Annotated in this window: 12 protein-coding genes; 4 read left to right on the top strand and 8 right to left on the bottom strand. The window is 32.5% G+C overall.

The window, feature by feature from the left end; genetic code table 11:
- Positions 1–18: 18 nt before the first annotated feature.
- From KF816_08470 to KF816_08440, 7 genes are all read right to left on the bottom strand, one after another.
- Positions 19–894, bottom strand: a complete 876-nt coding sequence (locus KF816_08470; GenBank protein ID MBX3008045.1) for a protein phosphatase 2C domain-containing protein — start codon at positions 892–894, stop codon at positions 19–21.
- Between the two features lie 2 nt (positions 895–896).
- Entirely contained in the window at positions 897–1,940 is a 1,044-nt protein-coding gene (locus KF816_08465; GenBank protein MBX3008044.1) for a hypothetical protein, read from the bottom strand.
- Between the two features lie 4 nt (positions 1,941–1,944).
- Positions 1,945–3,192, bottom strand: a complete 1,248-nt coding sequence (locus KF816_08460) for a VWA domain-containing protein (protein MBX3008043.1) — start codon at positions 3,190–3,192, stop codon at positions 1,945–1,947.
- 348 nt (positions 3,193–3,540) lie between these two features.
- A complete protein-coding gene (locus KF816_08455; GenBank protein MBX3008042.1) occupies positions 3,541–6,252 on the bottom strand; it encodes a DEAD/DEAH box helicase family protein in 2,712 nt (903 codons plus the stop codon).
- Positions 6,252–8,162, bottom strand: coding sequence for an AAA family ATPase (locus tag KF816_08450; protein MBX3008041.1), 1,911 nt, complete (start codon positions 8,160–8,162; stop codon positions 6,252–6,254). Before KF816_08450 ends, KF816_08455 begins: the two co-directional genes overlap by 1 nt.
- 259 nt (positions 8,163–8,421) lie before the next feature.
- Complete coding sequence (locus tag KF816_08445) at positions 8,422–9,519, bottom strand: Fic family protein (GenBank protein ID MBX3008040.1); 1,098 nt, start codon at positions 9,517–9,519, stop codon at positions 8,422–8,424.
- A gap of 5 nt (positions 9,520–9,524) precedes the next feature.
- On the bottom strand, positions 9,525–11,456 hold the full coding sequence (locus tag KF816_08440) for a site-specific DNA-methyltransferase (GenBank protein ID MBX3008039.1): 1,932 nt from the start codon (positions 11,454–11,456) through the stop codon (positions 9,525–9,527).
- A 370-nt stretch (positions 11,457–11,826) separates the two neighbouring features.
- On the opposite strand from KF816_08440, the gene KF816_08435 reads away from it, so the two are divergent.
- Positions 11,827–12,630, top strand: coding sequence for a hypothetical protein (locus KF816_08435; protein MBX3008038.1), 804 nt, complete (start codon positions 11,827–11,829; stop codon positions 12,628–12,630).
- A 5-nt stretch (positions 12,631–12,635) separates the two neighbouring features.
- On the opposite strand, the gene KF816_08430 is transcribed toward KF816_08435, so the two are convergent.
- Positions 12,636–12,773 (bottom strand): hypothetical protein, encoded by a 138-nt coding sequence (locus KF816_08430; GenBank protein MBX3008037.1) that lies wholly within the window; start codon positions 12,771–12,773, stop codon positions 12,636–12,638.
- A 22-nt stretch (positions 12,774–12,795) separates the two neighbouring features.
- Between KF816_08430 and KF816_08425 the strand changes: the two genes are divergently transcribed.
- Genes KF816_08425 through KF816_08415 form a run of 3 tightly spaced genes read left to right on the top strand, consistent with a single transcriptional unit; the run spans position 12,796 to position 15,231 of the window.
- Positions 12,796–13,278, top strand: a complete 483-nt coding sequence (locus KF816_08425; protein MBX3008036.1) for a helix-turn-helix domain-containing protein — start codon at positions 12,796–12,798, stop codon at positions 13,276–13,278.
- Between the two features lie 52 nt (positions 13,279–13,330).
- Entirely contained in the window at positions 13,331–14,431 is a 1,101-nt protein-coding gene (locus KF816_08420; protein ID MBX3008035.1) for a tyrosine-type recombinase/integrase, read from the top strand.
- On the top strand, positions 14,431–15,231 hold the full coding sequence (locus KF816_08415; protein ID MBX3008034.1) for a hypothetical protein: 801 nt from the start codon (positions 14,431–14,433) through the stop codon (positions 15,229–15,231). The genes KF816_08420 and KF816_08415 overlap by 1 nt, the downstream gene beginning before the upstream one ends.
- Positions 15,232–15,493 lie beyond the last annotated feature (262 nt).

The raw sequence follows: 15,493 nt of genomic DNA, 5'->3' as shown, positions 1-15,493 counted from the left end.
GCATTAATATATGCCATATTACAAACTTGATTTATTAATTCTATTTAACGAGATAAAAGTAGCGTCATCAGCCGGCCACATTCTACCATTTTTACTAGTTGTTATTTCTTCAAGTAAATTTATTCTGAAATCCTTTCTACGATCAATAAATCCATTTTTATTAATGATGCCATTTGGATTAAAAAAGAAATTTGGGAAATTTTCTGCAGCTACAACATCATCGTCAATAAAACCATCTGTAGAAATTAAAATGCTATTAAGATGATTAGAATTTCCTTTTTGTAAACAACGAATTTGATAGTCAGGATTTATTATGTACCCAGATTTTGTATATTTTAAATCAAAGAGATTATTTGTAAAATACTTTCCACTCTGATGTTTTAACTCCTTTTTCTCTCCATTAATAAAGACATTTCCGTCGCCACTATATAAAATTAAATACTTTTTTTTCGTTATAACTATTGTGATGATAGTGGCTGAAAAATAATTACTAATAACTTCATTCTTTTCTTGTTTCCATGGGTGTAAAGCATTAAGAGATTTTTTAAGATGGTCGATAAGATATTGTTGAAATGGAGACATAAAATTATCGAATGAAATATGATTCTTCATTAGAAGTTTACGTGCAATACTAACTGCTAAATAACTAATTATATTAGCTCCGACTTGATTAGAAGATTTTCCATTCAAGTTTTTGCCACTAGTACAACCATCAGCAATTGCTCCAATAATAGCATTTTGACCGACAAATATACAAGCAGCATCTTGATTTCCAATGTTTTGACCTTTATGAGATAAACCTTGTTGTGTCATACCAAAGATAGAAAATGGTAATTTAGTTTGGTGATTAGAATCAGATAAATAGTTTACGCTATAATCGAATAATATTTGCATTATTATGGAACGCTTATATTAAATTGTTTCATGAAAATTTCTAGTTCGTCAGGGTCGGCTTTAGATTGAGAGATTAATTCTGTCTCACTAATATCAATAATCCCATGTCTTTTTTGGATATTTATAGTTCTTATTTGCTGGTAATAGTAATAATATCTCTTGCCTTCTGTAAATATTCCCTTAAAAAAATTGAAAATGCTGCTATGGTGATTTTTTAAATAATTTAGGCGTTCGTATATAATTTTATAAAAATTATTCTTTTCGATATTTAGTGAATAATCGTTGATTTTATCAAAATTCTCCATGTAATAATCAAGTAAGCTCAAACCAATTTTTTTCTTAAAGTTTGTTTCAGTTGGATTTGATGTCTGGAAAAAATGTGGTTTTGTGCCTAATATTAATTCATAAGCAATGATGGACATAGAGAAAATATCACTATCAGTAGTATAAATGAAATGCCTACTTCGGCCATACCCATCAGTTTTTACACTTGGGTCAATATAATCGTTTCTCTTTGTATTACTGAAAAAACTTCCAACTTGGACAGAATCAAAATCTACAAATGCAGGAAGTAAAGATGTTTTATCAATTAAAATATTTTCAGGATTGACATCGCCTAAAACAAAACCAACTTTATGCAGAATTCTTAAATAAAAAAATAGATTATCAACTAATTTGAGGATATCAATATCATTTATATTAGTATCACCATACGAATAATTATTATTAGAATATTTTAGATCTAGGATCATCATGTGGTTATTAAAATATTTCATTACAAAACCACAGAAACGTTTAGTTTTTGAATCATAAACCGGATATTCTGGATAGGCAATATTATCCTCGATACCACCTAAATTAATCCTCTTTAATCTACTAATTAATGAGATTATTTTACGTTCATTAAACGGTGTCCTTTTAGAATAATCATAGATTTTGACACACTTCATTTCCCCATTAAAATTAACAGTATAGATATCTCCTTCACCACCATATTTATTGGTGTCGTTTAAAAGATATTCTGCATTATTAATTGTTACTTTCATTGCTTTATACGTTTATTGCATTTGTAGAAAATAGTTTAAAGGCTTGCCTTATTGAATGTTCATCTGATTGATTTATAGAAATTATTTCATCAAATGTTAATTCACTTTTAATTTCTTTCAATTTACTTTCAGAAAAATCGGTGCCAGTCAGTCCAATCAAAACACTGCTTACAAGAAAGCATTTACTCAGATCGCCTTGACCTCGCAATATGTTTAAATATTTTCTAATTTCTGAGATTTTGGAAGCTTTTTGATGTGCATCGGTTATTACAGTATCCTCCCCATCTGTTATAACTCCAATAGCGACCTTATCAATCCTTTTCTCCTCGTCCATCGCTTTCTTCAAGTAATTGTCATATATAACTTTGATTGATTCATCAATAACATCATATAATGCTGTTCTGCCTTCGGGATAATAATTGATTTTACTAATCTTTGCAACTTTATCTAAACCAACTGAAGAAAGTTCTTCAGGTGGGTTAAGCAGTTTTTTTCTGTGATTAAAAGTGTATTGATATATCATCATATAACCAGTACAATTATTATCTCCCTTACAAATGCTGCTTCCTCGTAGTGCAGTTAATGCTTTTTCATGAGCAACTTGCATCGCCTTTTGAACAACTGAAACAGCTTCTTTATAGTCACTTGAATCTTCTTTATCATAATTACGTTGATCTTTTAAGTAAGGCCATAACATTGATTGAGAGCTATCAATCAAAAGTATTACATAATAATATTCTCTTTCTATTACATCTTTTTCTTTCTTATCAATTTTAACATAAAATAGGTGTTTCACAGCTTCTTTGTCGTCAAAAGAGAGATTTGTAACTAAAGATAATTGAAATTTTTTATGCTTTGAAAAAAACCATCTACAAATAACTGTCAATGCAGATTTACTTTGTTTTGCGAGTTCCTCCAATTTTTCATTATCATCATCTGTTGAATATTGTTTAAAATTTCTATTTTGAAGAACAATACTCATCTGATTTTTAATATTTAACAATTCTTGGGAACGTGGTTCTCTTTTACTGCCAATCTTTTTTTCGATAAAATCAGATTCAAAAAAGCATTTTGCGGGTTCTTTAAGGTCCGTTGAAGTAGGCGCGTATTTATACTCTTCAATAAGTATACTTTGCATTAATGTTACAACAGAAGTTCTGCAATCAGATAAAACATCCTCGGGATTTCGATGTTCACTAAATGCAGAAATATACTTTTGAATTATCTTTTTATCATGTGAGGTTAATTCCATTTCACATCATCTTATGTTTTTATTAATTATAGCGTTATTGTTGCCCTAATTTTTATTTTTCAATTCTACAATAAACCTCTATTATAAGTTATATTTGCTGGAATTATTTAGCTATTTCAATCAATTATAAGATTATTGAAAAAAGTAGGAATACATAGTTTATTTGTTCTCTACCGTATTTTACAGACATTATATATAAACTTAATTAATGCTTATTGTTAAATCAATAACTTTTTTTAAAAAATAGCGTAATGTAGCTGACATGAATTGAAATTGTTACATTTTTCAAAAGTATTCTCAATATTGAGGTAATTAGATTGTTAATAAAAAGGTTATTTATTAGTACTCCTAAATTATTTCACCAAGCTTAGTTACAGTTTTATAAACTACCGTTGGAAATTCTTCGAAATGTTTTTTGCCGCATTTGATTTTATAATTCTCTGATGAGTATAATTTTTGTGGATCTAAAGAATATTTTGTTTCTGCAACAAAGTAAATCTTTTCATCATTCTTCAGTATCAAAGCCCAATCGGGATTGTAAGTGCCGATAGGGGTTTTAATTACAAACCAGTGCGGAAGTTTTATGTAGAAATCGATATTCTCATTCGACTCACAATCTTTTGCAAATTGTTCTTCTACTTTGGATTGAAATTCAATGTAATTGTAAAGAGTTTTATCCTGGTTTTTAACTTTATACAAGTTTTCTCGGTAAGCTTCTATTTCAGCTTTGGCGAACAATTCCATTTTGTAATATTCTGTGTCACCAAGTTTTTCATATTTAATTCCTTCAATCATCAAATCGGTAAGGACCGTATTTATTTCTTTTACTGATTGATCGAGAAAAAGCTGTGGGTTCTTTAAGACATCCTTTAATCTGTTAGAAGATTTCAAGATGCTAATAATTGTAGAGCGGGTAAGTTCGGTTTTATTTTGAATGTAACCGGCTATATCCGGGATTTCATTTGGAAGATCATCAACACGATAAACACCAAAGTTAAGCTGTTTTCCTTCTATACCTTCTTTTACGATATCCACACCAGTCTTAACCGATTTTATAATTGGGGCACTAATTTCCGGCATTTTATTTATAGCAGTAGAACTTTTATTGATCAGTTCCTCTGTAGAGTAATTTACTCTGTAGCGTGTTTTGTGTTTTATCTTTTCCCACAGCTCGAGAAAGTTTTTATCAAGTTGGAAACCCTTTTTGATATTTACAGTTTCACGTTTGCGTTTATCTTTGATTCTTCCAGTAAACACAACTCCACAGTCATCTTCAATTTCTTTTTGAAGTTTTTTGGCAAAGTCTTCATAACTTTCATTTGCAATTACTGTTAAGCGGTTGACGTTCTTATCTAAAATTCTGAGTCCGGATTGATCAACACAAAGACGCAAACCTCTTCCAATTTCTTGACGTTTTTTCATTTCAGAATTTGTTTCGTTTAATGTGCATATCTGAAATACATTTGGATTATCCCAGCCTTCGCGTAAAGCGGAGTGACTGAAAATAAATCTTAGCGGTTCATCTTTATCGAGTAATCGTTCTTTGTCTTTCATTATCAAATGGTAAGTATCATCATCGGCTTTAGATTCACCGGAGGAGGAATCCTTGAACCTTCCGGTTTTATCTTGGGCGAAGTAACCATTATGAACAGATACGACTTGATAGTTAAGAGTGGACGGATATTTATTTTGATAAAAGCTATATGCTTCTTCAAACCAGTTTGAGAATTTGCCTTTGATTACATTTCCGGTCGAATCATAATCCCGGTAATTAGCTACGCGATCTATAAAGAAAAGAGAGAGAACCTTTACACCGCTTGTTTTCAGCTTGGCTTCTTTGATAAAATGCTCTTCAACAGTTTTCCGGATTTGAATTTTCATTATCTGATCTGTAAGCGCTCCTTGTGTTTCTCCAAGTTGAAGAGTAGTTCCATCAGACAATTCAATTTGACCATCAGCGAAGTTTATTGTTGAAACGAGTAAATCTTTGTATTGGTCCCGGTTGTTTGAAAGTTTGTATAAATCATAATTCTTAGAATCAACTTTTACAGATTTTCTTTGAACACCATTTTCTGTACCATGCCTACCGGCAGGCAGGTTGACATCAATTCTGAGTGTTGCGGTTACTTTTGTTTTTGCGGCTTTAATGTCTTCCAGCTTGATGAATGCTTTATTAAAATCGTTTTCCGAAAAGACTGAATCAACTTCTATTTGTTTAACTAAACCAAGATCATAGGCTTTTACCGGATCGAGCTTGTAAATAAGATTGTAAATAAACTTGTGAGTTGCAGAATACCTTAAAACAAAAAGAGGATTGAGATTTGCAATTGCTTTCTTGCGGATATCTGTCTCCATATTCTGTGGTTCATCAAGAATTACAATAGGTTGAGTTGATTGAATATATTCAATCGGTTTCTTTCCGTTAGTGCTATCGCGGTATTGATTTATGATATTAGTGTCTTTAGCGAAAGAATCTATGCTTATGATGAGAATTTGTATAGCGTTGTTTGTTGCAAAACTTTTTAATAATGGAAGCCGTTTGGAATCGTAAACATAATAATTGATTGGTGGACGGTTATAAAGCATTTGGAAATGGTCATCGGTAATTTCGAGATTTTTTAGAACTCCTTCTCTGATAGCAACACTTGGAACAACAATTACAAATTTTGTAAATCCGTAAACTTTATTCAGTTCGTAAATGGACCGAAGATAAACATAGGTCTTACCGGTGCCAGTTTCCATTTCGATTGTAAAGTTTGGGAAGTTAGTTTCGGTTTTGATCGGGTTATTATTATCATCGTTATCAGTGTAAGAAATAAAGTTAAGCTCTGTTGAATCATCAATATCATTTTCTTTCTGAACTGATTTTAGATTATTAAGAATATCTGTATGAGTTAATTCAAGCCGATTACCAAAACCGAAATCTGAGAAACCAAGACCAGCAGAACTTGAAGTAAGTTCAAACTCGCCTTTATTTATAGTTTGTCCTTCAAACAGTTTGATAACTGAATTGACAGCTTTTAATTGGTAATCTTGTTTGGAATCGAAGAGTAGTTTCACTAAAACAACCTATTGATTTCAATAAACAGTTTTTCGAATCTTTCTATAGTCTCTGCAGTAAAAAAAGATTTATCTATACCTTTATTTGCAAGAAAATAGGCTGGACGATAGTGATTAAACTTATGACCAATGATTTTAGATATTTGTTCAACTACTCTTTCAATGGAAACATCCAGATCCGATTCATTTATTTCTGCATATTCGTTAAAAGCAGAATTGAATAATTGTAAGTACTCACCCTTAGAGAATAAATCTTCGATATCTGCTTGCTTACATTTTGTATTAGCAAATTCACCGAAAAAACGAATATTTTTTTCTTTAATAATCTTATACTTAATTAGATCATCAACTCTTTGCTTTCCTTTCACATCAGTAAAATTATCAAGGAGACATGCAATATTTAATTTACTCCCAGCTAACAATGAGATAAATGTTGCAACTTTATCTAAGCCACCTACGGGAACAATAGTAATGCCTTCTTTCAAACCAACTTTTCCATTGTCTTCTAAAATGGATGAAAGTGATGATAAATAAATTAAATCAGCTGGCCCTTCAACAATTAGATTATTCTTTGAGACAAACAAATTTTGAGCTATATCATATCCAAGAGCTGCTTGAAGTGGGAAAAGGGTTCTTGGATCTTTCTCTTGAATTGTTTCAGATATTATTGAACCTTCATCTGATTCAAAAACTGTTCTTACTTGTTCAAGATGATTTGATTCTATCATAAATGGTGAGTGCGTAGAATAAATTATTTGATAATCTTTTGATAAATCTTCAATGAACCTAAGAAGATCAGCTTGAGCCGAAGCGTGAAGATTCAAGCCGGGCTCATCAAGGAGCAAAATATAATTTGAATGTTTGTCCGATTGAATTTTACCGAACCAAACAATGAATGAAAAAAACCAATTGAATCCTTTGCTTCTCTTTGCTAAAGGCAAGGACATTTTATAGCGGTTATTGAAAATTCTTAGATCAAGATATTTATCAACAATCCTTTGTCCATTTTCCATCCTCTCTACCGCATCAATATCAAATTTAATATCAAGATTTACGTTTGCTGACCAGTATTTAAATATTTGTTCAGTAATATGAATAGAAGTTGATTCTAATTCCGCTTTGAATCTTTCAAAATCTGATTTCTCAAGAATTTCCTTAATATTTATTTCTGCCATCTCGAATAATGCATTAATTGTCTGTATACTTTCTTCTTTACTTTTAGAATCAAATTTAGAAAGGTTTATTCTTGAAGGTAATGAGTAATATTCATCATAATACCAAAATTTGGGAAGGTTTGGCTCTAACCAATTTTTTACAATATAACCTTCAACTCTATTGGGCCAATCATGAGAATTTTTAATAATTTTATTTTGAATTTCTTCAAGAACTTTTTTGGCCGATTCATCCTCAATAGTTTTAAGTAATTCTGGTATTTCTTTGAGTGATTTAATTCCCTCAAACTTTTCTTTAATTTCTTTATCTAAAGAATAGTTTTCAAATGAGCATTTCAAATATTCCGCTTCTGAAGCTTGTATGTTGCTCCAAGTTCTACTGTAATTATATTTAACTCCGACTTGGAAACTTGTCTGTCTAAAAACATTTTCACCTAAATCGCTCTTGATCTTTTCAAGCAGTTGATTCGATATTTCATATTTACAACTCATTACTTCAGCAACCGTTCCGTCTTTTTGATAAGCCTTTAATTCTTTTCTTGGATAGTCTTGAGTGACATCGAACTTAAATTTCGGATCATCATTGAAATAATTTACTTTAGCTAAGGCTTCTAGAAAAGCTGTTTTGCCAGACTCATTCATACCAACTAAAGTTGTAATATTTTTTTGGAATGATACAGTTTGTGCTTTTGAGAAACTTTTATACTTGTTAACAGTAGCAGAAATTAATTTAATCATTATATCCTCCGATTACACCGTTCTAAATTCTATTTTGGCAAGTTTCATTTGTAGTACTGTATTTGTTTTAAGTAAGTAGTTTTTCAATTATACTAACATTAGGTAGTTACTTTTAGAATAATCTATACTGGTTTATTTTTCGAGTTACACTTACATTACCGAAACTTTCATTCAAATATTCCCACCATATTTTGCGTTGAATGGATTCAATACTAAGCCCCTTGTGTTGAATATATCGCAATATGTTCAACACAAGCCATTAGGAATTAACCAGCCTAAAAAGTTTATTAAATATATAAATAGTCGGAAGCGTTCCACGACCCTCATTTTTTACTTGCAATATTTTATTGGATGTTAAAATCTTGAGAATTCTAAGTGCGCTATCACGAGGTATCTTTGATGACTTGATAAACTCGCTACTGCTAAATAATGGAGCATTAAATATCGAATCCAAAGTATTTATTGCAAATTGAGAATGGGTTAGATCAACAATAATTATTTTCATTTCCTCGTATAGAGAAAGGATTTTCTTAACAACTATTGTATTCTCTTTTGATTGAAGAATTAAAGTACTCAAGAAATATTTTATCCAACCATTCCAATCATTGTCTTGACTGATAGCATTCAATTTTTGGTAATAGAGACTTCGATTCTTTTCAAAATAAGCACTGATAAAAAACATGGGTCTAGAGAGAATTTTCTTTTCATATAAAAACAAAGGGATTAAAATTCTGCCAAGCCTACCATTGCCATCCAGAAACGGATGTATTACTTCAAATTGTGCGTGTATGATAGAGAGTTGAGCAAGTCTATCTTTTTCATCGAAATGCATGTATTTTTCAAAATTATCAAGGGCAGGCAAAATAATGTTAGGTGCAGGAGGAATGAAAGAAGCTTCTTCAATTTTTGATCCGGGTTTACCAATCCAGTTTTGAATTCTTCTAAAATTACCAGGGTCCTTATCTTTACCTCTAACACCATCCATAAGAACTTGGTGCATTTCTTTAATTAAACGCAAAGAAAGTGGGAAATTATCTTTATCAATTCTTTTTAATCCAAAATGCAAAGCTTTGCGATAATTAATAACCTCTTGAATATCCGGGTATAATGGAATTTTTTCGTTTTTTTGGGCCTCAAACAGCAAAACATCTTCCATTGTGGCTTGGGTACCTTCTATACGAGATGAAACAACAGCCTCTTGAATAGATAAAGGAGCTAATAGAATTTCAGGGTCAGAAATGCTTTGTAAAATTCCATCATATCTTGCAAGTTCTCTATTAGCTTCTGCAATAAGAGGTATAAGGCTTTCCCAATCCAATTTATCGATAGGTAATTTATGAGGGACAAATGGTTTCATTGTGCCTACACCGTTCTAAATTCTATGTTGGCGTCTTTCATTTGTAAAACTGTATTTGTTTTAAGCTGGTCATTACCCACAAAAAGATTATCAAGAGCAATAACATTCTTTGGTTTAAGTTTTAGTATTTCCTCAATTAATGCTTGGTCAATCACTTCCAGAAGAATTATTGTTTCGTTGTTGTTGATGGAATAGTAACCACCTTCTTTAGACGGCATATCATGCCTATCGGCAGACAAGTATGCCGTCTCTACGGTAAGCTGATAACCAGATTTCAGAATTAATTCGTAAAGCATGTTTTCTTTTTCTGCATTTGGTTTTACTTGATCATCAAATATGTTCATCATCTTCTCAAGGTCTTCTGTGTTTTCTATTACATCACTGCGCCAGATTTTGAAGTTGGAAGGAGCGAGTTTGAAAACGTCAAAACCGACCACCCCCTTTTGTTCCCCCTCCTTAAATAAGGATGGGGAAACTGATGCAGGCGTATTAAGTTTTTTGATAACTCTACGAATTCTTTCTTTGCAAATATCCGCAATTGTTTTGTAATTGGCTTTGTAAGCTTCACTAGCTTCGTCTGTTTTTTCCGGAAGTTGGACAAGAATAAATTTTCTGTTACCGCCGTCTTCTTTATTTAATTCCATTACAGCTTGCGCTGTTGTTCCAGAACCGGCGAAAAAATCGAGAACCAAATCATTATCACTGGAAGATATTGCTAAAATTTTCTTGAGCAACTTAACGGGTTTGGGTGAATCAAACGGATTACTTTCTAATAATTTTTTAATGTCTTCTTTCGCTTCATGATTATGACCTACTTCTTTATGCATCCAAATTGTTAGAGGCGTAATTCCTTGTTTTACTTCTGAAAGATAGTTTTTTACAGCCGGAACTGATTTCCCATCTTTTCCAAACCAAATCTTGTTTTCTTCTTCGTATCTCTTCAATGTGTCCAAGCTAAATCTTGGGTATGTACCAGATGGCGGCCGCCATACATAACCATTCTTGAAGGAATATTCAAAATGAGTTCCTTTACCACTTTTAGCATGTAATGTTATTAATTTCCACGGTCCTTTTGAATCATGATCTGGGTTGGAATATCTTTTATCCATTTCTTCAGTCCGTTCTAAAAGAAATGGCCGCCAGATTTCTTTATTTTTACCATATAATAAAACGAAATCATGATTATCGCTGAGCCATCTTGCATCATTTTGAGGACTATATTTCTTTTGCCAAATGATGCTTGCTACAAAATTCTCTTCACCAAAAATCTCATTCATAATCATGCGGAGATTGTGAACTTCGTTATCATCTATGGAGACAAAGATTACTCCATCATCACGTAGTAAATTTCTTGCAAGGTAAAGGCGCGGATACATCATACTTAACCAATTGCTGTGGTAGTGCCCGCTATCTTTACTGTTTTTTCTAAACATTCCTTCTTTAAGCAGGAGACCTTCTTCGTCTTTATCTCCAATGCGTTTTAGGTATTCATCTTTAGATTCGGCAAATCGGTCCGGATAAATGAAACTATCGCTACCGGTGTTGTAAGGCGGATCGATGTAAATCATTTTAATCTTACCGAAGTAAGATTTTTGTAATACTTTGAGGACTTCGAGGTTTTCACCTTCGATGAAAATATTTTGAGATTCCTCACCCCGATTCATCGTGGATTCGGAATGACAGATTGATGGCTGGATTGGATATGATTCTTCAGGAACCGGAATAAGCGTTGCGGAAGTTCTTTGTTGAAGAATTCTAAATACTTCTGATTTACCAGCCCAATTAAGATGGTACCGCTCTTGACTGAGATTAATTTGATTGCCAAGAGTTGCTTGTAATTTCTCCCAATCGATTTGGTCTTCGGTAAAAGCTTCCGGGTAAAATTCTTTTAATTTGGATAATTTCTCCGAAAGGATGTCTAATGATTGACCGTCCATGTTCCCGCTATTTTAAGTGAATATAAAGAAGAAACCTTTAACTTAAATTAAGCATGATTTGCAAAAAAAACATGATAATTTGTAAAGAAATTACGACAAAGCCATTCGAATTGCTAAACAAGAAAGACACATTACTAAAAATAAGTGGTTGCTAAATTATTGCTTAAAAATAGTAGTGATATTAAAAAAGGAAATTATTATATAATAGGTGCTTTAGAACTATGTTGTTCGATAATAAATAGGGGCATTCAAAAAAGAACCTTTCTACGTCTTAAATCCCATGGAAATATCCGGGATTCAGATCTTGAGTAGGGCCGACGGAAAAAATTGTGTGTATTAATTAATTATCTATCAATTTACAGGGGGAAATATGCCAATTGAAAGGTTTTCATTTATCGAACTGGAAAAACGATTAGAGGAAATGGAACTTGATATTGATAAAATCGAGTTCATTTCAAAAGAAATTGTAAGATGCAGGAATGCTATACAGGACGTTAAATGTGAAGCAAAGAAAATAGAACCAACTGAAATAAAACTTTCCGCAAAAACAGTTAATCAAGAGACTTCCCTAGTTGAACTTGTCAATTCTGATAAGAAAATAAAACGAACCATTACAAGGAAGATTGTAAAGATTTGTGTAAAGAATCTTTGTGAGGAATACTCTGATTATTTGGAGAGGTCGGATAATCTTTTATTACATTATAAGACGAAGCTTGAAACAAGAGCAGTATGGAATGATTATTCAAAATGCGTAAATAATGTTATTAATGAAATTGATACATCAGGCCGAATAATATGGCGAAGTGGAGAAAAAAAACTGTTGAAACTATTTGATTGTCTTCATCAGAATGAAATTATCCCGAAATATTCAAAAGAAGAAATACTTATTCATTTTTCAGATGAGAAACAGATTCCGTTATGCAAAGGACTTAACCATTCGAGAAAGTTTAGTTGGTACGATAGTGATTGTTCTTTTGCAATTTTTATTGATGAGCTGGCAAAGCGTGGTGCGATTGACGATGAAAACAAATTCAAAATAATTTCTAAACACTTTGTTAATAAAAAAGGGACCCTATTTAGGGACCTCCCGCAAAAGAAAAATTATACAGAGAACTTTACTCAAACAGGAAATCTGATGAGACAAATCATTGACGAAATCGGATTCGATGACTGAATACTTTATGGTCTTTTATGTCTGAGGCATAAAATGCCATAAAAGAAATGAGGGGTGTAATGAAATCTTTCATCATCTTTTATGGCTTTGCCATAAAATCGCATAAAAGCCGATAAATTCTTTTTGTTGATTCTTCGTTTCATATTTCTCATGTAATATAACAACATGAGGTGTGAGATGCGAAAACAGAAAGACTCCTCGACTCCGCTCGGAGTGACATCAATAGATCAGAATATAATTCTAGAGAAACTTTCTAAACTAGAAGAATTACTCAAGAAGAAAAACGACAAACCGCTAAACTTTAAGGAAGCGTGCGCATACCTTGGATACGCACCTAGTTATTTGTACAAGCTTACTTATCAAAAAATTATCCCACATTACAAACCAACCGGCAAGATTATTTTCTTTTCGAAAAATGAGCTGGATGAGTGGATTTTTAAAGGCAGTGATGAGTATAGAGTGAAGAGTGATGAGTCCGCCCCACAGAAGCGGGTGAAAGTGAAGTCCGCCATGTCGGGTAAAAGTATTGAGTTAAAGGAAGAGATTACAATTGCAAAAGATCCGAATCAGATTGATTTGGAATTAAGGGATGATGATGAAATAGTAATTGAGTTTCCGTTGAAGAGCAGACGGGGAAAAAGAAATTAATGGTCATTAATGGTTATTCAATAGGCATTAATCGTTTGGGAGTAAAGAAGAAATGAATAAACTTCTGAAAAATATTACTACAGATGATTTGGATAAATTAAAAACACTGCTTTCAATTATTCCAAATATTGAGACGAAAGAAATTATAACGCTTCGTGTATTCGAAAATGAATATTGCAATATGATTAAGGTGAATAGATCAAAGGCATATTATATATCAGTCTGCAGTTCATTTAAGCATTTAATAATGTATTTCGGTTCAGGAAAATCAATTAGTACAATCGGATTGAAGGAAGTGGAAAACTTTTCTACTTATCTACAGCAAAATGTGACCAATGGTTTTAGAGTTTATTTTAGAACACTGAAAGCAGCGTTCAATAAAGCTAAAGATTGGGGATATGTTAAAGATAATTACTTCACTAAAGTAAAACTACCGAAAAAGCAAAAGTTAGCTCCAGCATTTATTAACAGCGAGCAGCTGTTAGCTATCAGCAATAAAATAAAAAGTAAAATAGTGAAAGATGTTATTGTATTCGCGTTTTATACAGGTATGCGGTTAGCCGAGATTGTAAATCTAAGATGGAAGAATATTGATTTAGTAAAAAGAGTTATAACAGTTGGTGATGATAAATTTACAACGAAAGGAAGAAAGCAAAGGTTTGTCCCGGTGTGTGAAGCCCTCACCTTGGTTCTCTCAACACATAAAATAAAATCCTCTTCCATACTCCCCTTTTGTAAAGAGAAGAATATCGGTGGCTTTGTGTTTTGTAAAGACAATGGGAAAGGGTTTACCGGCGATTACATTTCAAAACAATTTAAGCTGGCTTGCAAAGCTGCGGGAATGGATAAATCAATACATTTTCATACGCTAAGACATTCGTTTGCTTCAAATCTAGTTCAAAATGGTGTTCCACTCTACTCTATAAAAGAACTGCTAGGACATTCCTCTATTTCAACCACTGAAATTTATGCTCATCTGAATATGGATACGCTGAGAGAGGCGGTAAAGAAATTAGATGGTAAAGGTGATGCGCGAGAAGTATCCCCTCCGCCCTTTGGGCATCTCCTTCCCGCTAAAATCGCGGGACAAGTACTTAGTAAGAGGGAGAATTCACCAGTAAAGATTTTTCGGATTAATGATGTGGGAATATGATGCGGCGGAATCAGTTCGATAAGAAATTCATTGAGTTTCCATTGGTTTGTTTGAGTTATTGTTCGGGTGATAAAAATTTATTAAAGGATATTTTAATTATGTGCATTGTTGATAATGCACTTAAATCAACCATTAAAGAACTATGCAATCCGGAGCTTATCAAGGCAAATGATTTTGACTGCAAAAATCCCATTCATCAGAAAATAGCGTTAGTCTCGATAGAGTATAACACTCCCCTTTTTTCCTTTGAAGAAGCAATAAATAAATGGATAGATATAAAAACCAAAATTATAGAATATGAAAAAATATATGGTAAGGATGCTTACTGCAGAATGGGAAAACAATTGATAGAAGATGTTATTAACGGACGATTTGGATTTAGAGAATATGCTGTATTGGCGGCAATACATTCAATACTGGGGAAAAGCAAACCTTACGCAAGAATCACTTATGAGCAAATAAGTTGCAGAGTTTTGGGATATAAAAAAAAGAGTATCAAAGAAGTTGAGATTAAAAATGAAAGTGCTTTAAGCGCGCGACAGATTAAGACAAGTATTCTAAAATTAGTTAAGAAAAAATTGGTTACTACAATTACATACCAGCAACGGGAAAAGTATTATTCAACAAAGATTAAAAAGAGAGATTCATTATGTGAGTTGATTGCTAAGAAAAAACTAAAGCATCATGAGTTAAAATTAGGGATTGAAGATCAAATTTGGTCTAATAACTTGAGACAGCAAATGGATTCGATGAGGTACAAATCGGTGGTTATTACCCGGCAACTAAACAGGTCGACTTAATATTACTAATATATTACACTAACTATGTTACTGTACTATGTTACTAACAATCAGAAAATGAAATTTGCCATCAGCATTAGGCCATAGGCGATAAGCCAGCAAGAATTTGAAGCACCAGAAGAATAAGTAAAATAATAATAGCTAAAAAAGGTGGTTAAACCAGCCTACGTCGGGTAAACTTGATTGACAGGAGTGTGGTTCAGCCAAGAAATGGTTCCCGCTAACACAAGCGGGTAAACCAGCCTTCGGCGGGCAAGCTTGA

Source organism: Melioribacteraceae bacterium, from assembly GCA_019638015.1.
Lineage (GTDB): Bacteria > Bacteroidota > Ignavibacteria > Ignavibacteriales > Melioribacteraceae > JAHBUP01.
Note: the sequence above shows the minus strand (reverse complement) of the source record. Positions and strands in the feature narration are given on the sequence as shown.